We start from the raw sequence: 25,694 nt of genomic DNA on the forward strand, positions 1-25,694 counted from the left end.
GCAGCACGCCCTGCGTGTGTCTACAGCCTGCCGCCGTGCTCAATGCGGGTTGTAGTCTCCGCCAGGCGATTCATCCGCCGGCGCTTCTTCAGCCGTGCCGCCTATTTTGTACTTCTCAGCGGCCCAGGCGCCGAGGTCGATCTGCTTACAGCGATCGGAGCAGAACGGGCGGAAGCGGTTTTCAGGGGTCCAGCGGACATCCTTCCCGCAAGTGGGGCATTTGACGACGGTAGGCATACGGTCAGGCAGTCGATCGGAAACGGAACAAGTAATGAATATAGGGGCATTTTTCGCTGCTTTAAAGGCGCAGCCCCGCGCTTCAGTTCTACGAGGCGGCCCTTGCAGGCCAGTTTACAGGCTGCACAGCGTGAGCTGGAACGGTACGTCGACATCCACCGCGCGAGGACGCAGATCGCCGTCCTGCACCGTGAATCGCACCCAGAGCATGTACTTGTTAGCGCTGGCCTCTGGAATCACGCGCAATTCAGGTGCCACCCGTACTTGCATCAACTGGTATGAACGGCCTGACAGCATCTGCTGATAGCTACCCTGCATCGCCATGACTTTGGACGCCTGACCCGATTCGCGCGCGAGGCGCAGCACGATTGTCGCCGCATCGCGCAACGGCAGCAGCGGCGTGACCCATTTGGCGATGTCCTGCCGACGCTGATCAGGATGGATCTGCTGCCATGCGTAGTACGAGGGCAAATCGAACTTGCAGGTGCCGCCCGGGATGATCGCGCGGCTGCGGATACTGGCGAGCCATTCATTGTCTGCCAAATGCTGGCCGGTCTTGCCCTGCATCTGTGAAAGCCCCGCCAGGGTTTGCTCGATTTCCCCTAGCACCGCCTCCAGCGCGTTCTGCTCGATACCCGGATTGCCCCGGAACGGCGCCAGGGTTTGCCGTTGGCGCTCGAGTTCCTTCATCAGATCGGACTTCAGATCCGCGCGACCCGCAACCTCGGAGATTTCGAACAACGTTGTCAGTGCGACGTGATGTTCACGGGCGTCTTCCTGAGTCAGAAAGAACGTGAAGCGCTCGAACAGATCTTCGAGGCGCAATAGCGTCCGGATTCGCTCGTTGAAGGGATACTCGTAAAGGATCAAGCGGGCTCGCCTCGGGCGTGGTCGGTGACGGGAATGCAGAACATTCTAATGCCGTGAGACTACCCTAGCAATCACGCACTTTTTCAGCGCGCTTTTGCAACTTTTTTCACGTGTTTCGGGCGGTTTTCTGAGTGCTTCGGCTCGCGTGTTCTCAGGCGCCCGCTAGCGACAGATAGACGCGATGCTGCGCATCGACGTGCGCTTTGAGCGCTTCGAGCGGCGCGTTGTCGTTGTTGATTACGTCGTCGGCTGCAGCGAGGCGTGCTTCGCGCGTCGCCTGGCGGGCGATGATCGCCAGCACCTGTTCACGGCTAAACCCGTTGCGACTCATCACGCGCGAGATTTGCGTCTCGACGCTGCAATCGACCGTCAATACACGATTCACGCGTGTCTTCCAGCTACCCGACTCCACCAGCAGCGGTACCACCACGATTACATACGGCCCTTGCGCCTCACGCTGTTCGCGCTCGGTCTCCGCACGAATTAACGGATGCGTGATGCCTTCGAGGCGTTTGCGCGCGCCGTCGTCGCTGAACACCAGCGTGCGCATACGGGCGCGGTCGAGCGAGCCGTCTGCCGCAACGAACGAATCGCCAAACTCCGCGGCGATCTGCGGCATCGCAATGCCGTGCGGCGCCGTGATGCGGTGCGCGATCAGGTCCGTGTCGACAAGCGGCACGCCGTGCGCGGCGAACAGGTCGGCCACGGTCGATTTGCCGCTACCGATGCCACCGGTCAATCCCACAGCAAACATGCTTCAGCCTCCCAACGCCAGATAAAGCGGTGTGCCGAGAAATAGCGTAACAGCACCGCCCGCTGCGAGAAATGGCCCGAACGGCAGCGGCTCTTCGAAGCGCATGCGGCCGCGCCATGTCGCCACGAGACCGACCACCGCGCCCGCGACCGCCGCGATCAGCACAATCTGCGGCAGCGCCGCCCAGCCGAGCCATGCGCCGAGCGCAGCCAGCAGTTTGAAATCGCCATAACCCATCCCTTCAACGCCGCGCACCAACCGGAACAGCCAATGCACGGCCCACAGCACCAGATAGCCGAAGATCGCGCCCAGCACGGCATCGTGGAGGCTCGCGAACATGCCGTTGAAGTTGACGATCAGGCCAGCCCACAGGAGCGGCAGTGTCATCGAGTCCGGCAGCAGATGAGTGTCGATGTCGATCGCGCTCATCGCGAGCAGTGCGGCGCATAGTCCGAAGGCGGCGAATGCCATGCCGGTCGGCCCGTACAGCGCGAGCGCCCCGGCCGCGAAGGCGGCGCTCGCGATTTCCAGCAGCGGATAGCGCAGGCTTATGCGTGTCTTGCATGCCGAGCAGCGCCCGCGCAATATCAGATAGCTCAGCACCGGCAGATTCTCCCACGCGCTGAGCACATGGCCGCAATGAGGGCATGCGCTGCGCGGCACCCACAGGTTGTAGCGGGCGGGCAAGCCGTCGTTTTCGAGCGGTTGTTCGGTGGCCTCGCTGACCTCCTCGCGCCACGCACGCTCCAGCATGATCGGCACTCGATGCACGACCACGTTCAGGAAGCTGCCGATCACCAGACCGAATACGACCGCGAATGCGATCTGCAGGCCGCTGGGCAAGCTGCCGAACGCGAGCCCGAGGCCGGTTGCGAAGTGGCCGGGCAGCAGGCCCGAAAGCAGGCTGGAAGAGGTATCTGACACGAGCGGAATGGTGGCCTGCATATATAAAGGGTGGGATTCGGCTGCGATGCTACACCACGTTGCCGAGTTGAATAATGGGAAGATACATCGCGATCACCAGGCCGCCGACCAGCGTACCTAGCACGATGATGACAAGCGGCTCGCACAGGCTCGAGAGCGTGCCGATCTTTTCGTCTACCTGACGATCGGCGAGCGATGCCACATCGATCAGCATTGTGTCGAGCGCGCCGGACTCCTCGGCAACTGCAACCGGCTGTACGACCTCCGGTGGAAAGCAGTGCGCCGCGCGCATTGCTGCGGCGAGCCGTTCGCCGCGCCGCAGCCGGGCGGCAATCTCCACGGTGGCGCGATCGAAGAAAGCGTTGCCGGTGGCGTGAGTCAGTGAATCGAACGCGTCCGCGAGCGGAGTGCCGGCCGACAGCAAGGTGCCGAGCGCGCGGCTCCAGCGCGCCGCGCACAAGGTGCGCAGCAACGGACCGGCGACTGGCATTGTCAGGGATATGCGCGCGAAACGGATGCGTGTTGCTTCGGAACGTCGTACCAGAAATGTCACAGCCGAGCTTGCTGTGAAGGTCATGATGACCAGAGGAATGCTCCATTGCGCGGCACCTGCGGACAAAGCCAGCACGAACTGCGTCGGTGCGGGCAGCTTCGCTCCGAAGCCGTCGAAGATCTGCTTGAAGGTAGGCACAACCCAGATCAGCAACGCCGCGGTAATCGCAATGGCGAGCAACAGGATGGCCACCGGATAGGTCAGCGCCGCGCGCACCTTGGCACGCTGCGCGGCAGCACGTTCGCGGTCGTCAGCGAGCCGGGCGAGGACTGTCGCCAATGCGCCGGCCGCTTCGCCGACCTCGACAAGCTGGCAGTACAGCGCATTGAATTGCGCCGGATGCCGCTGCAATGCCGCCGAAAAACGCAGGCCACCGGTGATATCGCGCGCCAGCGCGCCGACGATTCGCGGCATGCCGGGCTGGCGCGAACTCTGCGGTTGAGCGAGAAGATCGAGTGCAGGTGCAAGCGGCAAACCGGCGCGCAGCAGACTGGCAAGCTGGCGGGTGAATATCGTCACGTCGGTGGTGCGGGTTTTGGGACGTGGCGCCGGCCCGCGGGCCGCCAGTTCTACGATGAACAGCTTTTCGCGCTTGAGTATGGCTCGCGCGGCGCTTACGTCTGGCGCAATGAGGGCACCGGCCTTTTGTACGCCGTCGGTATCGACGCCGCGCCATCTGAAGCGCATCTCGGCCGCTGGCGGTGGGTGAGTCGTCGCGGCGCTCATGCGACCTCCGTGGCGGCCAGCGCTTCGGCAAGGCTCGTCGTGCCGTCGCGCACACGCGCCAAGGCTGCGTCGCGCAAGGTGGCGACATGTTCAGTTTGCGCGAGCCGGGCCAGTTCATGGGTGCCTGCGCGTGCCACGATCAACTCGCGCATCGCATCGGAGACAGGCATCACCTGATGAACCCCGACGCGGCCGCGGTAGCCGATGCCGTGGCAAGCGGCGCATCCGGTGGGGCCGAATGGTTGCCAGCCGTTGAGATGATCGTCGGTGAAGCCCGCTGCGCGTAGCGCCGCCGCCGATTGCGGCGCGGGTGCGCGGCACGCCACGCACAGCCGCCGCACCAGCCGTTGTGCCGTCACCATCCTTAGCGCGGCGGCCAGGTTATACGGCTCGACACCGATGTCGATCAGACGCGCGACGGCAGCAGGCGCGTCGTTCGTATGCAAGGTGGACAGGACGAGGTGGCCGGTTTGCGCGGCCTTCACGGCGACGTCCGCGGTTTCGTCGTCGCGAATTTCGCCAACCATGATCACATCGGGGTCCTGACGAAGAAACGCACGCAGCGCCACCGCGAATGTCAGGCCGGCCTTTTCGCGCACGCTCACCTGATTGATACCCGCCAATTGAATTTCCGCCGGATCCTCCACCGAGCACAGATTGCGCGCCTCATTGTTGAGCATGTGCAGGAAGCAGTACAGCGACAGCGTCTTGCCGCTACCGGTGGGCCCGGTGACCAGCACGAGGCCGTGCGGCGCGCGAATCGCGGCATCGACTGCTTCACGTTGTTGTGGATCGAGGCCGAGCGAGTCGAGCGAAAGATCGGTGGGTAGCGCGTCGAGCCTGCGCAACACCAGCTTTTCGCCGAACAGCGTAGGCAGCGAGTTGACGCGATAGTCTTCGACGCGGCCGGGCGACGTAGCAATACGCAGCCGGCCGTCCTGCGGCACGCGCCGTTCGGCGATATCCATGCGCGCCAGCACCTTCACGCGCGTGATGAACGCGTCGCGCAGATGCGCCGGTGGCTGCGGGATTTCGTGCAGTACGCCGTCGATGCGCAAACGCACGCGCCAGCCATGCTCCTCCGGTTCGATGTGCAGGTCCGACGCATTGCGGCGGGTTGCCTCCTGCAACGTGTCGGTCAAGAGGCGTACGGCAGGCGCGTTGTCGGAATCGGTGAGACTCGCGTTGAGGTGAGCGCTGACACTGGCGTCGGCAGCAAAGGCGTTGTGCCTGGGTTTGGCTGGGCCTTCGCTATCGACGGCGACAGGGCGCAACGACGCCGCGCGTTGAAAAGAACCTTGCATGAGAGACCGGTGATGAGCCGCCTGTAGAACACGACGACTCCATCATCCGGTAAGGCCGCTGACATCACCATTCAGCCAATCGGCTAATGGCGCGCGCTGCGCCCGTGTGCGATGCTGCGGCGTGCAGGGCTTAGCCGCGCGCGGCCTTGACGGCTTTCGCGCCCGCGCGAGTGGGCGGTCTGAACAGCTTGACGGTGCGAATCGCCTGGTCGTCGCTGCGCATCACTTCGAGTTTCATCTCGCCGATCTGAACGCACACGTCGCCATCGGGAATCTCTTCGAGTATTTCGAGAATCAACCCGTTAAGCGTCTTGGGTCCGTCGGTCGGCAGCGTGAGATGCAGCCAGCGGTTCAGCTCGCGCAGCGGCATGCTGCCGGCAACGATACATTCGCCGTTCTCGTTCCAGCCGCCGCGCGAATTGGCGCCGCGCGGAATCGACGTGGTGAATTCACCGATCAGCTCTTCGATGATGTCTTCCGGCGTGACCAGTCCTTGCAGCTCGCCGTACTCGTTGACGACCAGCGCCGTGCGGTGACGGCTCTCCTGGAAGTACTGCAGCTGCTGGAATACCGGCGTGCCGCTAGGCACGAAATACGGCTCGGCCAGCAACTCGCGCAGCGTCTCGCGCTCCAGTTCCTGATTGTGCAGCGCAGCCAGTGTCTTGCGCACGTGCAGCACGCCAAGCACGCGGTCGATGTCGCCTTGATAGACGATCAGCTTGTTGTGATAACAGGTTTCCAGCTGATGCAGAATCTGCTCGAACGGCGCGTCGAAGTCGAGCGCTTCGATGCGGCGGCGCGGGATCATCACGTCGTCGACGGAAATGTTCTCGAGATCGAACAGGTTCAACAGAATGCTGCGGTGCTTGGTCGGCATGAAGCTGCCTGACTCGAGCACGATGGTGCGCAGTTCTTCGGTGGAAAGCCGCTGATCGTGCGCGCCTTTGGTGTTGATATGCAGGACTCGCAAGATCGTGTTCGCGAACAGATTGACGAACCAGACGAGCGGCTTGCCGACTCGCATCATCGGTGCGATCAGCAGGCTGGCCGGCAGCGCGATCTTCTCGGGGAACGTCGCGCCGACGATTTTCGGCGTGATTTCCGCGAACACAATGATCAGAAACGCGACGATGCCGGTCGCGATGGACAGCACGACGTTATTGCGGCCGAACGTATGCAGCGCGATCGAGGTGGTGAGCACCGGAATGATGGTATTGAACAGATTGTTGCCGATCAGGACCACGCTTAACAGCTGGTCCGTGTGCGCCAGAAGTCCCTGAGTGGTCTTCGCGCCGAGCGCATTCTGGTTGGCAAGGTGTTTCAGGCGATGGCGGTTGATCGCCATCATCGCCGTTTCGGAAATCGAAAAGAAGCTGGAGCAGATAAGCAGCAGAAAGACGGCGCCGATCTGCGCCCATAAGGGAAGTTGTTCCACGCGCGGTGAAGGATAGGGGACGGGATGGAGAGAATATAGCAGAGGGGGCTGCGCGAACCGCCAGGCTGGGTGGCCTGAGGCGCGGCAGCGGCGTCCCTACCGTTCCCTCAGCGCGCGCGCGATCGCGCCGAGGGCGCGCATGAATTCAGGCGTGAGGCCCGCTTCGATGTGCCTGTCGGGGTGTACGCCCGCGCCGTCGAGAAACGCCTCGCTCAGTGCGAGCAGCGCCCACGGGGTGGCGTCGCGGCTGCCCGGGTGCGGCTCTTGGGGTTCGTGCGGTGCGTCGTTCAGGTTCACCGGCGTGTGCGCGCAGGTGAGCCTGATGAGGCCACCGTGGCGAAGCGCCGCTTTCACTTGGGAATGTTCACCGTATTGAGGAACAGCGACTTTGGCGGGACGTTCAGTCGCCGGCGCGGATTCGTTAGACGCAGGGTGAGCGGCTGCCATGGCGGTTGCAATCGTGGCAGGCGTGCTGTCCGGCGGCACCGGCGTTTTTGCGTTCGCAATCTTGAGCCGCAGCGGCGCGCTGTGTTCCGGCGCGTCGTCCCGCAGCGCGAAACCGTGCAGTCCGTCTGTTAAGCCGGCTTCAAAGCCGCTAGCGGCCCTGCCGCCCGTCAGGTCGGCGAATAAGTCTGATGAACTCGCTTCAGTTGGGTTGTTCCAACCCTGCCTTGGCGCGCCAAATAGCGCAAGCGGGTCGACCGGCGTGTCGAGCAGCCCGTCCAGGCCGCCGGACGGCGGCTCGCTAGCAGACTGGCCGTCAAGGCGTCCGAATACCAACGGTTCCATGGGCGGCGTTGCCAACCTGGCCGATTCGCCTGCATTGTCTGGCCGCGGCAAGTTCGGATCCTGTGGGGTGGCGCCGGATGGCCTGCGCATCTGCATCTGAAAGTCCCATGCCGGCGGCGACGTCTCGGTTGCCTGCAAGACATAACTGCCGATATTGACGATATCGCCGGACTGCAAATGGATCTCCTGACCCACGGCGATCGGCTTGCCGTTCACCGTCAGCGCCGCGTGCCCGCCGATATTAAGGAGGCACCATGCGCCGTATTGCGCGCGTATGACGGCGTGGCGCTCGGCGACGGTATCGTCGTCAGGCAGCCTGAGCGTGCTGTCGGCAGCGCGGCCGATGTTGCCGCCTTGGGGCGCGAAGCTTGCACATGCGCCGCTGGCAAGCGCTTTACCGTGGCTAGCGAGAATGGTGAGCTTAAGAGACGGCTGGAGCATCGTAATGTTTCCTGCAGCGAGCGATTCTCATGGACACGAGAACGCTTTGATTTGAGGTAGCTGGAACGGGTTGTAACTACTGCTCGCGCTCACGCGAAGCGCCAGTTTCCGGCCGCTGAAATCAAAGGTGGCGATAAAGCTTTCGGGCGCGGCGCCCGGCGTGATGCGCGCCTTGTCGAATAGTCGATAGAGGGCCCACGGACCTTGGGCCTGCACGCCGTCGGAACCGCTTTGCGTGCTGATTTGCAGGCTGACGAGGCCGGCGCCCCGCTCGCCCGGCCATTTCACTGCCATTGGGAGTGGCGGCCCATGCGCATAGCGCATCGTCTGCCCGTCAATATTCAGCGCGTATTGTGTGATGGCCGGGTCGAGTTCAAGCGGTGTCAGTTCGATCTGTATTGACGGTGTCGCCGCGCCGGCGGCAAAGAAGACGTTGCGAATCGTTTCCGCGTTCTGGAAAGCGCCGAGCAGATGGCTGTCCGCGATCATCTTGCCGCTGGCGTCGCGCCGGAATGCCCAGCGGCCGTCGCGGACGTCGACCTGCGACGCCAGATTCTTCTGGAAGAAACTGTCCATCAGCCCGCCTGACGCGAACAACCGCGTGAAATCGTCCAGCGCGACGTCGCGGTTCGAGCCGCGTGCAAACGGGTAGCGCCCGGCGATGGCCTGCCGGCACAGTGGGCCGAGGCTGCCTTGCGCATCCTGCGCGACGTTGCGCCGTGCCCCCCCGCTGACCTGCACCGCGCTCGTCTGCGACAAGTCGCCGACAATCTTTCTCAACGGCGCCGGCAGACGTCCCGCGTCGGCTTGCAACTTATTGAAGACGTCGGTTTGCGGCGGCGGACTGCCGCTTGCCAAGGCGGCATCTGCAGCGGTGAGATAGCTATACAGTTCGTCGAGCACACGCAGATTGCCTTCCAGCGGGGTGACGCCTGCCGCGCTGGCGCCGCTGGCTGTCACCAGACGCCGCAAGGGCTCGAAATGACTGTCGACGATGCCCTCCGGTTGGTCGTCCGCGAGGGGCGGCGACACGTCAGGCGAAGCGTGGCCGAACATCGCGCTCAGCGATTCTTTCGCTTCGCCAATGCGTTTTTGCAGTGCGCCCGGCGCGGGCCGCTCGCTGCCGCCGCGGGCGCGCAACAAGGTTGTTTCGTCGGCGGCGGCTTGCAAAAATTGCTTGAGCGGCGAATCGGGCGCGGACAAGGTACGCGCTATCTGCATGCTTTGCGCAAGCGATTGGCTATCCACGATGCTTAGATCGTTCAGGTAAGCGTCCCACGCCTGGATGTAGTCGTTCAGGAACGTGCGGCGGATTTCAAGGGCGAGGTGTGCGTTGTCGGTCGCGGGCGTCGGGTGGATGCCGAGCACCCACGGGTCTTCGCTTTGCAAGCGGGCTGCCGCCGCGGCGACGCGCGGTTCGAAACCATCCCAGTAGCCGCGATAGGTGTAGAGGCTCGGCATGCCGTCGGTCAACGGCTTGCCGCTTCGGCGTGTCAATACGAGCGCTGCTTGCGGGCCACCGGCGCCGGCCACCGTGACGGGCTCGTTGCGCATCGTGCGCAGCAGTTCGCGACTGAGCTGGTGGTTGGCCCGTTGCGCGGGCGATTCGTGCGCGAGCCTCGCGCGCACTGCGTCCACGAGTGGCGCGTTGTACGCGAACGGCGACGTGACGACGCGTGACGCGAACAGGTTCGCAAGATGCGCTTCCAGGCGTGCGCGTTCGTCCTGCGTCAGGTCGGAGGGCAACGCGCCACGGCTGTCGAGGGTCAGCCACGCGGTGAGAAAACCGGCGTCGTAGCGGGACGCGTCGTAAAGCATCAGATAGGCTTTGAGCGCTTCGTACGAATAGTCGGCGTCGTCGGCCGGCGCGTCGGCCAGCATGCGCTCGATGCGTGCAGCGGCCTGCGGCAACAGTTTTTCGTCGAGTGCGCGGCGGTAGAGCGCGTCGCTTGCTTCACGGATCCTGGCGCCCTGATAAAGCCCCATACCGTAACGCCATCCAGGCGACGCGTCGGTGTCGACATTTTCGCTACGCGGCAACGCCCGCAGGGTATCGAGCAACGGCGATAACGGCTGCAATTCGCCGGCTGTCAGCGCGATGGGTTGCGCTGACAGTCGATTCAATGCGCCAACGCGCATGGACACTTCATCGAGGTAAGCTCGGTTGTGCGCGTAACTGATCGCCCAGCCGGCCAGCAATCCGACGAGCCCGATGCCGACCACTGCGGCGATCATCGTGTGCACGACGAAACGCCGCCGTTGCGAGCCGCGGCTTGAACCCGCGAATCCCGCGTCGGCGAATACGGCCTCGCGCAGCCATTGCTTCAGAAAGTAGCTGTGCTGACCCGGCGGCTCGGCCGCTGCGGGCGGTGAATCGGCGATGCCCATCTGCTGGCGGGTCGCCGGCAGCACGCGATCGATACCCGGGCCGCCTTGTAGCGCGCTCGTGAAATAGACGCCGCGCGGCAGCAGATTGGTTTCAAGCGGTGAGGGTCGAAACAGCGCCTCGCAGAAGTCGACCAACGGCTCCTCGATGCTCGCGAATTGCTGCGGAAACAGAAAGGCGCGCGCCCGGCTAACCGGATCGGGCTCGACGATCAGCACGTCGCGCAGGCCATCCGTCAGGCGTTGCAGCAACGCTTGAAAAGCGCGATGGCAGGTCGCGGTCAACGCGCTGTCGCCGGATTCCAATGCCGCACCCCAAACCTGCGCCCGGCCGTCGCGATTCAGTCCGGAAAAATAGGCGCGGAAACCATCGAGGCGATCCATCCGGGTGATGCACAGATAGACGGGTACACGCATGCCGAGCGTGCTCTGCATCAGTTGCAAAGGCTTTCGCAGCCGCGTTGCATAAGCTGCGCGCCCGGCTTCGTCGAGTGTCAGCAAGGCGTCCACGCCGACTGCGAGGATGACGCCATTGAGCGGCTGGCGTGGGCGATGGCGCTTGAGCAACGCCAGCAGTTCGCGCCATTCCCCGTTGCGCGCGTCGGCGGCATCGGCCGCATCGAGGTAGGCGCCAGGCGTATCGACGAGAACGGCATCGTTGCTGAACCACCAGTCGCACGCGTGAGTCGGTTCCGTGCGCCGGCTGGCGGCGCGCGCGGCCTGCTCGGCGATCGACAGTTCGAGCCCGCCATTGAGCAGTGCGGCCGTTTTGCCGGCTCCGCCGCTGCCCACGACCAGATACCACGGCAACCGATACACGTGCCGCCCAGTGAGTCTGTCGAACGCCCTGGCAAGCCGGCCGGAAGGGACGGCGGCGTGCCGCAACACATAGCGCGCATGATCGAAGCGCGCGCGCAGATCGTCGAGGCGTTGATGCTGGGCGTCGGCGGCGGGGTCGGACTGCGATACGGAAGACGCACGGCGCAACGGCTCCGGCAGCCGTGACTCGCGCATGCGCCGAACGTGCCGCCACGTCCATGCGAGCAGCACCAGAGCGATCAGTGCATAGCGGGATCGTTCTGGTTCCAGTGGCCGCGTATCGCCGATCGCCAGCATCGGGCCCGCGATCCAGATCAGCGAGATGAGAAGCGCGAGCCACGCCAAACTTGCCCAGCCGAGTTGGCGCAACAGGGCCGCCAGCCATTCGGCAATGCGTTTCAGGCTATTCATCGGTCCGCCTTGGGCACAAGCTCCGGGCGCGCGGACGAGGCGGGATACACCGCGATCTCGACGCGCCGGTTGCGCGCGCGGCCGGCCGCTGTCCCGTTGCTGTCGATCGGTTGCTGCTCGCCGCGTCCGGCGACTTTCACGGGCCGGCTGGGGTCGAGACCGGCCGAGATCAGCCATTGCCTGACAGCTTCGGCGCGGGCCAGCGAGAGCGCGAGATTCGAGGCGAAGCGCTGGTCGTGGATCGGCTGATTGTCGGTGTGTCCGGTGATCAGGATGTCTCCCGGCACGCGATCGAGCGTGGCCGCAAGATGGCTGAGCACCGGTAATGCGGCCTCGCTGGCGACCGCGGATCCGGAGGCGAACAGTCCGTCGCCGCGCAACGCGATGACACTGCGATCGCCTTCGTCGCGCACGCTAAGCGCGCCGCTCTGCACGTCGGCCTCGAGCAGCGCGGCGACGTGCGGCACAGGGTCGAGCGCGCGCTGCGAAGTCACTTCCGGCAGGCGGATCGCATTGATCGCCGCAGACGTGCGATCACCGTACGCGTTGGTGGCGAGCAGAAACGCGATAAAGCTCGCGCCACCAAGCAGGGTGGCGCCTGCCAGCCACATCCACAGTGGCATTCCGCGGCGGAGTGCGCGCGCAGGCGTGCGGTCGGCGGCGCACCAATGCGGCGATAGCGGCAATGCGTAGCCGCCTGCCGTCTCATGCAGCAACTTGTGCAGGCGCCGCGTCAGCGTTTCGAGTTGTGCGGCGCCGTTCTGAATCACGCGATAGCGTCCTTGAAATCCCAGCGCGAGACAGAAAAACTGCAGCTCGATGAGGTCTCGATGTTCGCGCGGCTGTGCCGACAAACGGGCGAGCAGGTGGAAGAACTTTTCGCCGCCCCACGTTTCGTTATGAAACGCGACGAGCAGACTGTGCGCGGACCATGCGCCGCTGCCGCCCCCTGGCGCGAGTGCGGCGGCTTCGTCGAGCGCGGTGCACAGGCAATAGCGCGCGCCGACGATCGTTTCGATCGACACGGCCGCCTGCTGGGCGCGCGTCTGAAAACGCCGGATTTCCGCGACGAGGGATGCGCGCAGACGCTCCGGTGTCACCGTCGCGTTGAGACGGATCTGCGCAAGCGCGTCGAACAGTGGCAGCGCGGCGGCGACGAGCGGATTGGACGCATGGGCCGAGGGTTGCGCGACGGATGACGCGAACGGCGTCTCGAATCGAGAGTCAAGCCGCGATTCAAGCCGTGAGTCAAGCCGCGACTCCAGTCCTGCCCCGGCTGCCGGCGATGATTGCGTGGTTCCTGTGCGCTGCGCAGGCGCTGCTGCGATGGATGACATGTTTATTCGCCTTTCTTTCGCATACATGAGATCAGCCGCGAATGGCCCAGCATTCCATCGTCAGGCCCGGCAAGTCGCCGGCCACATGCAGCGCAAGGCCGCTGGACTGTTCGAGTTGCTTCCAGAGTTCACCGCCGGCATCGAGTTCGAAATAGTGATAGCCCGCGTGATACGGGATCTGCCGCGGCGCGACCGGCAGGCTGCGCATGCCGATGCCCGGCAACTGCAGGTGCACCAGTTCCGCGAGCCGTTCGACCGGGCCGACCTTCACTTGCGCCGGATACCGCGTGCGCACGGTTTCTGCCGGTAGATCCGCATGGACTGCGAGCACGAAGCCGGCATGGTGTAGAAGCTCGACGCTCGGGATCTGTGCCACCCAGACGCGGTGCGCGCGCTCCTGCAATTCGAGTGCGAGGGCGTTCTGTTCGAGCACGGTCGACAGTGCGCGGCGCAATTCGGCCATCAAGGGCCCAAAACTGCCTTGTAAATCGTCGTGCTGGTAGCAGGGGTAAAGCGGCGGCCGGCGCTCCTCGGCCGTGTAAGTGGACAGCTCGAACGCAAGGCGCAGCCATTGCTGGAACAGGCGCTCCGGATGCAGATGGGGCGTGTGCAGCGCGTGCCACGTATCGGCCTGTGCCCGGTTGATCAGGGCGAGCAACAAGAACTCCGAAACCTCGGCCACGCCGCCGCGCCCCGGCCTTGACTGGCGCTGCGCGAGCGCCTCGCTGCGCTGTTCGAGCAGCCCGTGCAACTCGCGCAGGTATTGGGCGAGCACCGGATGTTGATCCGCACTCAGCATCGGCGGAATGTAGTGCTTGTCGAGCACCAGTTGGCGATCGCTGCGGCGCTCCAGCACGCGCAGCAAACCGATGCCATGCCATTGGCTGCCAAGTTCGGCAGCGAGCATGAGCCGCATCCGCGGCCGGGCCAGTTGCAGAGCCGCGGGCCCCAACGCAACGGCATTGCTATCGGCGATGTCGCGCGAATAGACGGCGTGGCGCGCGAGTGATCCGGCTTGCTCTTCGAAGATCGTGTCGTCGGCGCCGGCTCGCCTGCGCGGCAGAGCGAGCAGCACCGTGAGGTCTTTGGCGTCGGCCGGGATGTCGAGCGGCGCAGGCAATTCGTCGGGCTCGGTCAGCAGAAACGGCGTGCCGTCGGGCAACACGCCTTGCGCGTTCGCGAGCGCCACTTTGCCGAGCGCCAGCGCGGCGTGGTCGATCTCGACGCTCTGGAACCCCCAGAACGCGGCATGCGACGCCAGGCAACGCTGCTGCACATAGGCTTCGACATAACGTTCGAGTTGCTGGAAATGTTGCGGCCGCAGAAACATGCCTTCTGACCAGACAACTTTGCTGCGGGCGGTGCTGCCGTTTTTGAGTGGCGAATGGTGGTCGTTCATCGGTGTGCCCAATCCATGGTTCTAACGATCAGGCCGCCGCTGAGCTTCACTTGCACGGCAAGCCGCTCATGAGTGGACGGCCAGAATGAAAACACGCTGCCCGCGCCGTCGGCGGGGAGCGCGTAGGTGGCTTTCCAGCTGTGCCGGTCGAGCTCCCGATAGCCCGCGACGACGCCGAGTGCCCGCACGCCGGGCTCGGCGCTTCGCTGGATCAGCTTGCGCTCGCCCGGCAGCAGGATGATTTGTTCGAACGAGACGAGGTCGTCGGCGAGGACCGCTTTAGCGCGGTCCTGCAAGGACGGGAAGTCGCTCGCTTCGAATACCGCCGTCGATTTCAGCGTGTAGAGGCCGATCAGAATCGGCGCTGGCCGGCCGTGGCCGTCGGGATTCACGTTGGCGGCGGCTTCGAGATAGATGTCCCAAGCGCGTGCTTCTGGCTTCGCGGGCGATGCGCATGCGCCGGCTAACAAGGCCGTGCCCAAGGCGAGCCAAAGGCGTAGGCGTAATCGGAGGCGTAATCGGAGGCGTGAGCGTAGACGTAGGCGCTTCATCGAGGTGCGATCATGTGAGGCTTAACCCGCCAGATTCAGAATATGCGTCTGGCTCGGCGATGTGCCGGTGCCGATTGCGTTGGTCGCGTTCTGCTGCGTGGGGTCGGTCATGCGGGTGGTCGGCATGCCGTGCAGCAACACTGTGTTGGCACCGTTGATGTTGCGCGAACTGGCGCATACGGTGCCCGAGATGACGCCACCCATCGAGCCCGGGGCATCGCCGCTCGTGACGGGAATGATCGTTGCCAGGTTGTGCGCGGGCGCGGCGGCGATCAGGATGTTGCTGACATTGGGAATGGCCTGAGGCCGCTGTGCATTGTTGTCGTAAGCAACCGGGACGCCGACGGGCGGCGTCAGGTTGACGCAGACGGCGTCGTTGGCGCCCCCGGCGCTCGAGTTGACCATCACCATCGTCTAGTCCTATCCCAGGTGAATCTGTTCGGCGTCGAGCTTCGACAGATGCTCGGCGCTCAGCAGGGTGTTCTTGCCGTGCAGGCGCACGCTTTCCGACGCGGCGTAGTCGATATGCGCGGCACGCAGATGGTCGACGGTGTCGATCGAGCGGAAACTGGTCTTACTGATCTGCACGATGTGTTCGACCACCGCTTCGATCGTTTTGCCGAGCAGACGCACGAGACCGATGCGTCCTTCCAGTTCATCGCAGACGAGCGTGCTCTTCGTGGCCGTGAGTTCCGCGTCGTGCGTGGTGATGGCAAGGCGCTCGCCCTCCAGCGCGATTTCGCGCGCCGCGCTGACACGCACGTCACCGGACGCGTCGAGGCGCAAGTCGCCTTCCACGCGGATGCATGTCTCGCTGCCGGCGGCTCGTTCGAGTATCGCCGCCACGTAGCCGTGCCGCGGGCCGTTGCCGCAGACTGCCACCCGGTCGCGGATCGCAGGCGTGATCAGGCAACTGAACGCGCGCTTGCAGGTGAGCAGTGCGCCGTCGTCGCTGGTTACGAGAAAGACGTCGTCGTGCAAGACGGCGATCACCGTGCCGATGCTGTTATGCGGGCGTTCAGGACGTTCGGAGCGTTCGGAGGGTTCAGAGCGTTCGGAGCGTTCGAGACGTTCGAGACGTTCGGTGAGTTCGAGAGCTTCGAGAGCTTCGAGAGGTTCGCGAGGTTCGAGACGTTCGGCATGTTCGGAGCGTTCGGCACGTTCCACACGTTCCACACGTTCCACACGTTTCGCGCGCGTGGCATGTTCGACATTTTCTCCGCGTCCAACACACGCGATAGGCTCGACACGCTCGACTCCGGTGGCATCCTCCGGCATGCGCCGCTGCACTGTGGTCGTTGTCATGGCTAGGGCTGCTCCTTGATGAATGTGTGCCGCCGACGGGCGTCCCGCTGTCTCGACCATTCCTGCGCGGCGAGGAGGGCAGGCTCAGCGGCGATCACGCCTGGGCGGCTGGGAGAGATTGCCGGTTCGGCGCCTTGCGCGCCGTGGAAAGAAGTCCGTGCGAACACGGCTTCGTGAAAGTCCGCGCCGGCCAGTGCCGCATGTGAAAAGTCAGCCGCATTCAGGCGAGTCCGCACGAACCGCGCGTGCGCCGCATGGGCGCGTTGAAATACGGCCCCGCGCAGATCCGCGTCCGAGAAATCGGTGTGCTGCGCGTGCGCGCCGACCCAGATGCTGTTCTCCAGCTGGGCATGAACGCAACGTGCATGACCGACGTTCGCACCGAAGAAAATGGCCGACGGCGCCTGCACATGCTCCAGCACTGCGTGGTCGAGTCTCGCGCCCTGAAAATTGCAGTGGGGCAGATTGGCCGACGTGAAGTCGGCACGACTCAGATCGGTGGCGATGAACTGGCAGCGGACGAACGTCTGGCCGTTCAGACGCTGCCCGCTCAGGTCCGATTCCGTGAACACGACGCGATCGAATTCCGTGCGCGCGAAGCCGACATCACGCAGATCGAGCCGATAGAAGAAGCACCGTTGCAGATGCGCTGCGGAGAAATCGGCGCCACGCAAAGGCGTTTCGTCAAAGAAGCCCTGGTCGATTTGCGCGCCGTCGAATCGGCACGCCTGAAGCTCGGTATGCAGACACGCGAGGCGCGCGGCACGCACCTCGCTGAAACGGGTACCGCTCGCGCGCGTCCCGTTCAGACGGCAGTCGTCGAGCAGACTGCCGGACAGATCGGTGCCGGTCAGCGCTCCGTTGATGAAGGCACTTTTCGACAGATCCGCGCCGCGCAGGTCGACGTCGGTGAACAGGCAGTCGGTGAAGACGCTCTCGGCCAGGCGGGCCTGCGCAAGCCGGGTCCCTTCGAACGTGACCTTTTCGAAGATGCCGCCCGACAGATCGCATCCCTCGAGAGCCAGTGCGCCGATCGAGCGGTTGCTGATCGCTTCGCCGTTGCGCACGGCCTGCTGCAATTGTTCACGCGCGGACATCATGCGGCTCCTTGCGTAACGGATGAAACACGGTCTGCTCGAGGTAGGCATGGTCAAGGCGCGTGGATGCATCGATCGATGCTTCGGCAAGATTGGCGCGGAACAGATTCGCTTCATTGAAGTCGGCGTCGTGCAGCACGGCGCGGCGCATTTGCGCGCCGATCAGATCGGCGCCGGCGAGGCTGGCGCCGCTCAGGTCGGTGCGAACCAGATGGCCGCCGTCGAACTTCGCATCGCTCAGGTCGGCTTGCTGCAGACCGGCATCCGAAAAGTCGCATTGACTGATCGTTGCGCCGCTGAACCGCGCGTTGCGGGCCTGTGTATGTCGCAGATTCACTTCGGTCAGCGACGCTCGGGAGAAGTCCGCACGATCCAGTACGGTGTCTTTCGCAAAACACGCTTTGCGAAGCCGCGCGTGGTCGAAACGGATCTGCTGCGCAATGGTTTCGACAAAGCCGAAACCTTCGATGTCGGCGGCCGTGAAAGCAACGCGATCGAGCCGGCACTGAATGAACGCGAGCTTGCGGATCGTCGCCGCGTGGAAGGTCACGTCGGTCAGTGTCTGCTCGATGAAGACCAACTCGCTGAGCGTGCCTCCAGTGAAATCGACCGCTTCGAAACGGCAGCCGCTGAACTGGACTCGCCTCGCCGAGGCTCGCCGCGCGTTGCAGTTTCGCCAGACCGCACGTTCGAACAGACAGCGATCAAGGACGGCTTCGCTGAAGTCGGTTCCCTCGCAATCGGTGAGCGAAAGGTTGGCGCCTGAGAGATCGGCCTTGGCGAAGGTGGTCCCGGCGAGGGCGGCGCGCGCGATGACCGCGTCGCGCAAGTTAGCGCCTGTCAGGTCGGTGCCGCTCAGGTCGGCGCTTTCGAGCAGCGCACCGGCAAGGTCCACGTGGCGCAAATTCATCCCACTCAGATCGGCGCCGGTGAGGTCGAGGCCGGCGAGCGATTCGCCGCGACCATGGCCGGCAGCAACGCGTTCGCGCAGTGCGGCGGACGACGCAGTGTCGAGGCGTGCCGCGGCTTCCTGATAGTGGGCCGACTGCAGATAGGATGCACGCAGTTTGCGCTCGGCGTCTCGCTCCTGTTCGAGCATCTCGGGCCGTGCAGGGTGCTGGGCGCGATTGCTTGCGAAAGACTGGGGAGGTCCACGTCTTGCCGCAGCGTTTCGGCTCGCGGTGAGTTCGGGATGCTTGGCCTCGATCTGCTGACGCGTCTGTTCGAGCGCGGCCAACTGAGTCTCGGCGAGCTTTTCGTTGCGCTCGACGAACTCGGCCAGTTCGTCGAGACGCGGTGGGCGTGTGGTGGCCACTTCTGGCGCGGAGATGACTGCGCCGGCAGCGGCCGCCTGGCTAGCCTGCTCACGGGCGCGTTGTTGCAGATTGCGCTGCAACGCGCTGACTTGTAGGCCGGCTTGCGCGTGGCCGTTGCCGTCGCCGTCCGCATCGCCCGCGGCGGCTAGCATTGATTGCGGCGCGAGGTCCAGGTCGCGCAGGGCGTGCAAGGCGCCGCGCTTGCTGTCCATGCGCAGATCGAACACGCGCCGATAGTGGGCGTCGCTGCGTGGTTCGTTATGGCATTCGACGGCGAGCAGCAGGCACGCCACGTCTTGCGCGTCGAATTCCTGGACTCGCGCCACGCCATGAAAAATCATGATGGCCCGTTCGCGGTGTGGAATGAACCATACCGTCGTCAGCCGCATGGCGACTTCGGTCAAGTCCGACTCGCGTATCCGCTGTACGAAGCAACGCGCGCGGAGAGGCGGCAACTCGCCGGCCAGTGTCGGGCGCTCCGGATGCATATGGGTCAATTCATACGCGGCACCCGGCGGAAGCGAGTCGAGCTGAGGGAATTGCTGATCGCGCGGCGCGACGTTGAAATAATCCGGATGCATCGTGCGCGGAAAGCCCGGGCAATCCTCCTTGAGCCACCGCTCGTCCATCTCGCCATATAGCGCGCAGCGCTGCGGCCAGTCAGCGGCGATCGGCGTGAAGGCCACCGGTGCGGTGCCGCGTTCGCGCGTGACGACTGGCGCGTCCGGATATGCGATGTGCGGAAGCAACTGCGCGCTGCCCGGCGCGCGGGTGGGGTAACCGATGCCACGTGGATTTTCGGCATAGCCGGCACCGCCATAGGCCAGCGGCCAGTCGAGCGGCAAGCATTCGAACGGCGCGGCTTGCGACGGCGTATTGCCGTTCCACTCACGTGCGCCCGACACCTGCAATTGCTTGTGGAGGCCGGCGAATCGAATGCCGACACGGCACATGTGTGCCGTATCGCAATACTGGCCGTAGGTGCGCCCCGCGACCAGAAACTCGGCATGCTGTTTCGGCAGTGCGGCGTCGAGTGCATAGCCGCCCAACTCGCTGCCAACCGTATTCCACAGTTCCGACTCGCTAACGAGGCCGGGCGCGTTGCCGAGCGTCACCATCACCGGTATCGCGATGCCGAGATGCTCGTTGCCGGCCTGCCGATACGTGCGGGTCAGAATGCCGACGGGGGTAGGTTTGATGATTTTCATCGGATATCAGGCGCGCAGCAGTTTCAGAAAGTCACCGAAAAGCCGACGGTCGAAAACGACACGCCGGTCGCGCTGACGCTCGATCCCGTACTGCTGACCGACGACCCCGTTGTAGACACCGAACTGCCGACTGCGCCCACCGCCGACCCGGTCGCGCTGACGCTCGAACCCGTTGCACCGACGCTTGAGCCGGTCATCGCGACGACTGAGCCGGTCACGAAGAGCTGCGCCGTGGTGATGCCCGTTTGCAAGCCAATCACGATCGAGGTCGAGCTGCCGCTGACCGTGACGGCCGAGTTGCCGCCCACGGTGCTGGTGGAGTCGGCGGCCACGCTGGATGTCGAATCGGCGCCCACACTGGTGGTCGAGTTACTGGCGACGCTCAGGCTGTGGTCGCTGCCAACGCTCAGGGTGTGGTTGCTGCCAACGCTCAGGCTGTGGTTGCTGCCAACGCTATGCGTCATGTCGCTGGCGACCGTCAGCGTGTGTTTATGGCCCACCGTGTGGGTCGAATCGTTCGAGACATTCAGGCTGTAGTTGCGGCCGATGGTATGCGTCTCATCGTTAGCCACCTCGGCGCTGGAGTTGTTGCCGACCTTGCGGCTCTGGTTGCTGGCGATCGACGCGGCATAGTCGTTACCGATCGATACCGTATAGTCGCGGCCGACGCCGCGCGTCGCATCGTTACTTACATTGACGGCTTCGTCGCGGCCGACCTGGCGCGTCGCGTCGTTCTCGACGGAGACGTCATAGTTGCGCTCCGCGTGGAGGGCAATCTGCTCCGCGCCCGCTTTGTCTTCGAAACGAAGCATGTTGGCGTTAGCGCTGCTGCCGCCTGGTGTGCGCGTGACAAAGCCGCTTTGCGTCGCGGCTTCCGGCAGCGCGAACGGCGGCATCTGATCGGCGTTATAGATGCGCCCGGTGATGACCGGGCGGTCGAGCGCGCCGTTGAGAAAATCGACCACCACTTCCTGGCCGACACGCGGAATATGAATGCTGCCGAAGCCGGCGCCGGCCCACGCGTCGGACACGCGAATCCAGCATGAGCTGTTCTCGTCTCGTTTGCCGTAGCGGTCCCAGCGGAATTGCACTTTCACGCGGCCGTATTGGTCAGTCCAGATGTCCTGGCCTGCCGGTCCGACGACCACCGCGGTTTGTGGGCCCGTGGCTTTGGGCACCGGCGTCACGCTGGGCGCGCGAAAGGGCAGCGAAGCAGGTTGCGCAACGAGATCGAAGTCGTATTGCGCGTGGCTGCTGCCGCTTGCATAGCCACCTTCCTGCAAGCGGTAGGTCACGCTCACCAGCAGGTATTCGCGATTCTCCGCTTGCCGGGGGCAGTCCTGCAGCGTGAAGCGATAGCCCGGCGCGGCTTCACGCAAACGGGTGTGGGCGCGTACGCGCGCGTTCGCCGCCTGTTCCTCCTCGAGACGCATGCGCACGTAATGCTCGCCCTGCTCGGCTTCGATGTAGCCGCCTTGCCACGCATACCTGGCATACCCGCCGTGCTCGGCGCTCGAAGACTGGGCCCGCATTTGCGACAGATCGGCTCGCGGTTTGCGGAAGTCGTAGTCGTCGACGGCGAACGCGCCCGCGCTGATCTGGGTGGCGGGACGCCACTCATCAATACCCTCTTCGCGCGGCAGTGCAAGGCGGTCGGGCGACTGGTACGGCAGCATGGCGTGCTCGGGCAACGGGTCGTGCGCGCTGGTGTCGTCGGCAAGCACCAGGACCTGCTGACCGGCTTCGTGGCGGAAGTAGTAATAGATGCCTTCCTGTTCCATCAGGCGGCTGACGAAGTTGAAATCGCTTTCCTGGTATTGCACACAATAGTCCCAGCTTCGATAGCTCGCGAGCAGGCGTTCTTCGACGGGAAAGCCATATTTGCCGATGACCTCGCGCAGAATCTCGACCGCCGTGTGGTTCTGAAAAATGCGGCAGTCGGTTGTGTTCGTCAGATACCACAGCCATGGCCGCAGCGTGACCGCATAGATGTAGGTGCGCGGCGTAACGGTCTCGCGTCCGGCGAATTCGCAGCGCACGATCTGGCCGCCGAGGTATCGCGTGCTGCCATTGAGCGTGACGATGTTGAGCGTCAGCGGCTTGCCAAGCAGCGCGTTCATATCGAGCGAAGCGGACGGGCTCACTAGTTCCACGTTGAATTCATACAGCGCCGACAGTGTCTCGTCGCCGCGTAGCGAGCGGAATCGAAGCATCTGCGGATCGAGCGGCGTGTGCGCGATGATGATGTGGTTCATGGCAAATTCTTCAAAGACCCGACTGAGCGCTGGCCGCGCGGGAGGCGCGAGTGTTGCGGGTGTCGCGAGTTTCAGGTTGATAGACGAGATCGTCGGCAGCGAGCGTGCTGGTTCGCGTGCCGAGCCAACTGGCGAAGCCCAGCGGCCGGCCGACGGCGAGTGCGGTGCCGGCAACCTGATCGGCGGCCATCAGCAGGCGCACGTCCCACGACCACTCGACACCGGCGTATTGCCGCACCCAATCCGTCAACTGCTGCGTAAGCGGGGCGCCGGGTAGCAAGGCGGCGTATTGCTCGCGTGACAGGGGGCCGAGCCGAACCTCGAATTTCGTCTGCGCGTCGCGAACCGCTGCCCCCAACATGGCGTCGGCACCAAGCCGGCGGGTGGTCGCGCGCGCGCGTAACGCGGTGCGCTGCGGCTCTTCGACCGGCAGCCATTGCGGCAGCCATTCGACGATCTGGACGGGTACGCCGAGGCCGGCGCGCAGGATGCTCCGCAGACCCTCCGCGTTGCGCGTCTGTCGCACCAGGTGGCCGGCCATGAAATATCTGGCGTGATCCGACAGCGTGTCGGGTCGCCGCGCCTCTCGCCGCGCCAGATGGATGAGGCTCGCCAGGTAGCGATCGAACCGCCCGCCCTCGCCACGGTCGAGGCTGACCGTAGGTTGTGCATCGGCCCAGGCGCGGTAGAACAGCAGGATCAGCCGATGATGAAACAGATCGACGAATGCGGTCAGCGCGTGGTCGTCGTGATGGCGAGCACGCTCGCGCACGAACTCGGTCAGATGCAGGGGCAGAGGACCGTTCGGTCCGAATAGACCGAAGCTGTGAATCAGGACACGCGGCTTCGCGCCTTCTGCTGGCGCAGTCGCGGTGGCGAGCGTTGCCGGCGCGAAGGCCAGCGAAGGCAGCTGCCCGATCCGCAGCGGTTCATCGGCCGGATGCGCCGAGCGTCCCAACGGCGCCGGGGCCGCCGCGCGTGCGTCCAGCCAGCGCAACAGGTTGTACAGATCGTACTTGTATGGCGCATCGGCAACGCATTGCCAGAAATGCGCGAGCATAGAACTGGCGTGCGGCACATGCGACGATGGGGCGATTGCGTTGCTCATGCTGTGGGGCGGCTTCCGACGCGAGGTGGCCAACGTTTCACTTGTCCACGTTGCAGCGTGGCTACCGCGAGTTCGCTAAAGCTATTCAATGACACGTGACGTGCAAAAAATTGCTCCAGCACCGCGCCGAATAGATACGTGCTCGCGCCCGCAAACGAGGTTTCGTCGAGCATCAGCGACACCGCCACACCGCGGCCGAACATCGGCGGTCCCGCCTGAGGCAACTGACGGCAGACCGGCTCAACTCGAACGCTGCGTACACCGTCAATTTGCGGCCGCACAGCTGCGTCGGCTGCGCCCGCATAGAGTTCGAGCAATTCGCGCAAGGCCTGCGCCCCCTGCACACTGTCAAGATCGGTCAGCGTGAGGTAGTCGAGCCCGAGATGCTTGACGAGTCGCCATGTGATTTCGTTTTCCGCAAGGGGCGGCTGCGGCGGCGTGGGCCGCCGCAGCGCCTGGATGGCGGCGACCGGGGCCGAGGTGCGCAGACTGAAATCGCTAGTGCTGCCGGTTGGCATCAGCAGTGCGAGATCGCGGTTGGTACACATGGCGTCGACGGACAGGTGCCGCAAGTCGTCGGAAAACGGCGCTTCGTGCTGATCCACCAACGATATGAATACTTCGCTGCCGGCATAGGCCGGCCTCGTACTGCTGCGCGCTGCGCGGCTTGCAGCATGGTCGCGTGGGGCGACGAGCCGCGCTTCGCGCCGTATCGAAAAATAGCGGCCGCGATCGGCGTGGTCGTGGGAGAGACCGCCGTAGAAAGGATGGAACTCACAGTGCCCGCCGTCAGACTGGCGATGGCCCCCGTCACTTTCTCGACGCCGTAAATTTCGTAGTCCAGCGGCCGTGTGCGGTCGACTACGACATGATGCTCATACCGCTGATTCGTGATGGCGATGCGGTCGGTCCGCTTCGGGAACAGGTTGATCGCCGGCGTGCAAAACAACGCGAGGCTGCGCAGATCGACCGACCGTTCGAGCTCGGGCGACGCTTGGTCGAGCAGAACGGTCAGCGAGAACGTGGTGCCGTCGATGTTTTGCAGCGCGCGTTGCAGTGAACCGATGCTGAAAAACAGAAAACGTTGTGGAAAGGCGAAATACTCGTGCAGCAGCCGGTACCCCTGGAACGAACGCGAACCGTACGGCAGCAACGCCTGGGCAGCATCCAACCCTTCCTGGCGGATGGCCTCGCCGTCGAGCAGCGAGCAGGCGCTACCAGTGTGACTTGTGTTGCCCGAAACCGAAGGTCCGTGGCAGATGACACCGAGATGATGACCTAGCACCTGCTCCAGCAGCGGCAGTGCCTGATTGTCCGGACCGCTGAGAAAAAACGTCAAGGAATCGAGCGGCAACTCGCGCAGATTGCCGACGCCGCTGGCTTCCAGTTGAATATGCAGCGCGCCGCGCACGCGGCTTGTCAGTTGGCCGTGCGGCAACGGCAGATCGGCGGGGACACCGCCCAGTTTGACTTCGGTGATACGCAGCGGCCACAACGTGACATCGTGCGCGGTGCTGAATTCACAGGCGGTCTGCTCGCCTGGCGCCAGATTGCCGCGCAGCGGCGTGCCGGCCGGCAGCGTATAGCCGGACAGCAGACTGCCTTCGCGCAAGTTCGGCTGCACGGCGACGATCGTCATTGACGGCAGCGGAGCGAGGTAGTTCGGATAGACCACGTCGAGCAGGCGCTGGGAGAAACGCGGAAACTCGGCGTCCATTTTTAACTGGATGCGCGCGGTCAGAAAGCTGAAACCTTCAAGGAGCCGCTCGACATACGGATCGCTCACCTCGATGCCGCGCATGCCCAGGTGTCCGGCGGCCTGCGGGAATTCGGCCGCAAATTCGGCGCCGAGCTCGCGCAGATACGCAAGTTCGCGGTTGTAGTAGTCGAGCAGGCGGGCGTCCATTACATGGCTTCCTGCGAACGGAGCACAACATGGCCGCTCTCGATGTCGATGTCCGAGCGAAACTGGAAGGCTTGAGGCGCTGTGGCCGGACACAACTGGCCGGTGATTTCCAGTGACAGGATGGCGTGCGACTGAGCGTGCACGTTGCACCGCACCTCCACGCTTTCAGCGAGAATGCGCGGCTCGAACTGCACGACCGCCTCACGGATTGCGCGCTCCATACCGTCCTGGTCAAGCGCCGAAGCGCGACCGCCTGCCCATGCGCGCATGCCGAAATTCAACACGGATCTGCGCACGTGCGGGTACGCGGCGAGATCGTCGGTCGCTTCAAGGCTCGCGCAGTTCAATAGCCAGCTCAGGTCGCGCAGCACGGCGTCGCGCAGATCAGCGCGCGACGGGGCGAACGCGACCCCGCCGTCGACCTGTGGCGGCCGTCGCTCCGTCAGCCGATCCAGCAGGCTGGGACGCGCCTCGACGTGCGCACGAGCGCGGATCGGTGCGCGATCTCGCGTTGAGATGGAAGGAAGGGTGGGACTCACAAAAGAGACTCTCGTTGGCTAACTG

Annotated in this window: 19 protein-coding genes and 1 pseudogene; all 20 read right to left on the reverse strand. The window is 64.3% G+C overall.

What is annotated here, in order from left to right; translation table 11 throughout:
• Window positions 1–39: 39 nt before the first annotated feature.
• The 20 genes and pseudogenes from yacG to tssE all read right to left on the reverse strand — a co-directional run bounded on the left by yacG (window position 40) and on the right by tssE (window position 25,669).
• Complete coding sequence (yacG, locus tag HHL24_RS31085; RefSeq protein ID WP_169489154.1) at window positions 40–237, reverse strand: DNA gyrase inhibitor YacG; 198 nt, start codon at window positions 235–237, stop codon at window positions 40–42.
• Between the two features lie 114 nt (window positions 238–351).
• Window positions 352–1,107: a cell division protein ZapD gene (gene zapD / locus HHL24_RS31090; protein ID WP_091798841.1), complete on the reverse strand. Its 756-nt coding sequence runs from the start codon at window positions 1,105–1,107 to the stop codon at window positions 352–354.
• 151 nt (window positions 1,108–1,258) lie between these two features.
• Window positions 1,259–1,861, reverse strand: a complete 603-nt coding sequence (gene coaE / locus HHL24_RS31095) for a dephospho-CoA kinase (RefSeq protein ID WP_169489155.1) — start codon at window positions 1,859–1,861, stop codon at window positions 1,259–1,261.
• Window positions 1,862–1,864: 3 nt separating this feature from the next.
• On the reverse strand, window positions 1,865–2,806 hold the full coding sequence (locus tag HHL24_RS31100; RefSeq protein ID WP_169489156.1) for a prepilin peptidase: 942 nt from the start codon (window positions 2,804–2,806) through the stop codon (window positions 1,865–1,867).
• A 28-nt stretch (window positions 2,807–2,834) separates the two neighbouring features.
• Window positions 2,835–4,064, reverse strand: a complete 1,230-nt coding sequence (locus HHL24_RS31105; RefSeq protein WP_169489157.1) for a type II secretion system F family protein — start codon at window positions 4,062–4,064, stop codon at window positions 2,835–2,837.
• Window positions 4,061–5,368 (reverse strand): GspE/PulE family protein, encoded by a 1,308-nt coding sequence (locus HHL24_RS31110; RefSeq protein WP_169489158.1) that lies wholly within the window; start codon window positions 5,366–5,368, stop codon window positions 4,061–4,063. The genes HHL24_RS31105 and HHL24_RS31110 overlap by 4 nt, the downstream gene beginning before the upstream one ends.
• Before the next feature lie 130 nt (window positions 5,369–5,498).
• Window positions 5,499–6,803 carry an HlyC/CorC family transporter gene (locus HHL24_RS31115; protein WP_169489159.1) on the reverse strand — a complete coding sequence of 435 codons (1,305 nt, stop codon included), beginning with the start codon at window positions 6,801–6,803 and terminating at the stop codon, window positions 5,499–5,501.
• Between the two features lie 96 nt (window positions 6,804–6,899).
• Window positions 6,900–8,033: an FHA domain-containing protein gene (locus tag HHL24_RS31120; protein WP_169489160.1), complete on the reverse strand. Its 1,134-nt coding sequence runs from the start codon at window positions 8,031–8,033 to the stop codon at window positions 6,900–6,902.
• Window positions 8,034–8,060: 27 nt separating this feature from the next.
• A complete protein-coding gene (gene tssM, locus HHL24_RS31125) occupies window positions 8,061–11,648 on the reverse strand; it encodes a type VI secretion system membrane subunit TssM (RefSeq protein ID WP_169489161.1) in 3,588 nt (1,195 codons plus the stop codon).
• Window positions 11,645–12,985 carry a type VI secretion system protein TssL, long form gene (gene tssL, locus HHL24_RS31130; protein ID WP_169489162.1) on the reverse strand — a complete coding sequence of 447 codons (1,341 nt, stop codon included), beginning with the start codon at window positions 12,983–12,985 and terminating at the stop codon, window positions 11,645–11,647. The genes tssM and tssL overlap by 4 nt, the downstream gene beginning before the upstream one ends.
• Before the next feature lie 31 nt (window positions 12,986–13,016).
• Window positions 13,017–14,384 carry a type VI secretion system baseplate subunit TssK gene (gene tssK / locus HHL24_RS31135; protein ID WP_169489163.1) on the reverse strand — a complete coding sequence of 456 codons (1,368 nt, stop codon included), beginning with the start codon at window positions 14,382–14,384 and terminating at the stop codon, window positions 13,017–13,019.
• Window positions 14,381–14,935: a type VI secretion system lipoprotein TssJ gene (tssJ, locus tag HHL24_RS31140; protein ID WP_268966752.1), complete on the reverse strand. Its 555-nt coding sequence runs from the start codon at window positions 14,933–14,935 to the stop codon at window positions 14,381–14,383. Before tssJ ends, tssK begins: the two co-directional genes overlap by 4 nt.
• Window positions 14,936–14,956: 21 nt before the next feature.
• Window positions 14,957–15,346 carry a DUF4150 domain-containing protein gene (locus HHL24_RS31145; RefSeq protein WP_169489165.1) on the reverse strand — a complete coding sequence of 130 codons (390 nt, stop codon included), beginning with the start codon at window positions 15,344–15,346 and terminating at the stop codon, window positions 14,957–14,959.
• A gap of 9 nt (window positions 15,347–15,355) precedes the next feature.
• Window positions 15,356–16,240, reverse strand: a complete 885-nt coding sequence (locus tag HHL24_RS44195; protein ID WP_230417634.1) for a DUF3540 domain-containing protein — start codon at window positions 16,238–16,240, stop codon at window positions 15,356–15,358.
• A 2-nt stretch (window positions 16,241–16,242) separates the two neighbouring features.
• The gene (locus tag HHL24_RS31155) at window positions 16,243–17,340 is read right to left on the reverse strand and encodes a pentapeptide repeat-containing protein (RefSeq protein WP_169489166.1); all 1,098 of its coding nucleotides are present in this window, start codon (window positions 17,338–17,340) and stop codon (window positions 16,243–16,245) included.
• Complete coding sequence (locus HHL24_RS31160; RefSeq protein ID WP_169489167.1) at window positions 17,324–19,861, reverse strand: DUF2169 family type VI secretion system accessory protein; 2,538 nt, start codon at window positions 19,859–19,861, stop codon at window positions 17,324–17,326. The genes HHL24_RS31155 and HHL24_RS31160 overlap by 17 nt, the downstream gene beginning before the upstream one ends.
• 23 nt (window positions 19,862–19,884) lie before the next feature.
• Entirely contained in the window at window positions 19,885–22,116 is a 2,232-nt protein-coding gene (locus tag HHL24_RS31165) for a type VI secretion system Vgr family protein (RefSeq protein ID WP_169489168.1), read from the reverse strand.
• A gap of 10 nt (window positions 22,117–22,126) precedes the next feature.
• Entirely contained in the window at window positions 22,127–23,224 is a 1,098-nt protein-coding gene (gene tssG / locus HHL24_RS31170) for a type VI secretion system baseplate subunit TssG (RefSeq protein ID WP_169489169.1), read from the reverse strand.
• Window positions 23,221–25,130 (reverse strand): annotated as a pseudogene (gene tssF / locus HHL24_RS31175) (type VI secretion system baseplate subunit TssF). The gene tssG and the pseudogene tssF overlap by 4 nt, the downstream one beginning before the upstream one ends.
• Entirely contained in the window at window positions 25,130–25,669 is a 540-nt protein-coding gene (gene tssE, locus HHL24_RS31180) for a type VI secretion system baseplate subunit TssE (RefSeq protein ID WP_329606771.1), read from the reverse strand. The pseudogene tssF and the gene tssE overlap by 1 nt, the downstream one beginning before the upstream one ends.
• Window positions 25,670–25,694: the final 25 nt, after the last annotated feature.

The sequence above is a fragment of the Paraburkholderia polaris genome (assembly GCF_012927345.1).
Classification (GTDB): Bacteria; Pseudomonadota; Gammaproteobacteria; order Burkholderiales; family Burkholderiaceae; genus Paraburkholderia; species Paraburkholderia polaris.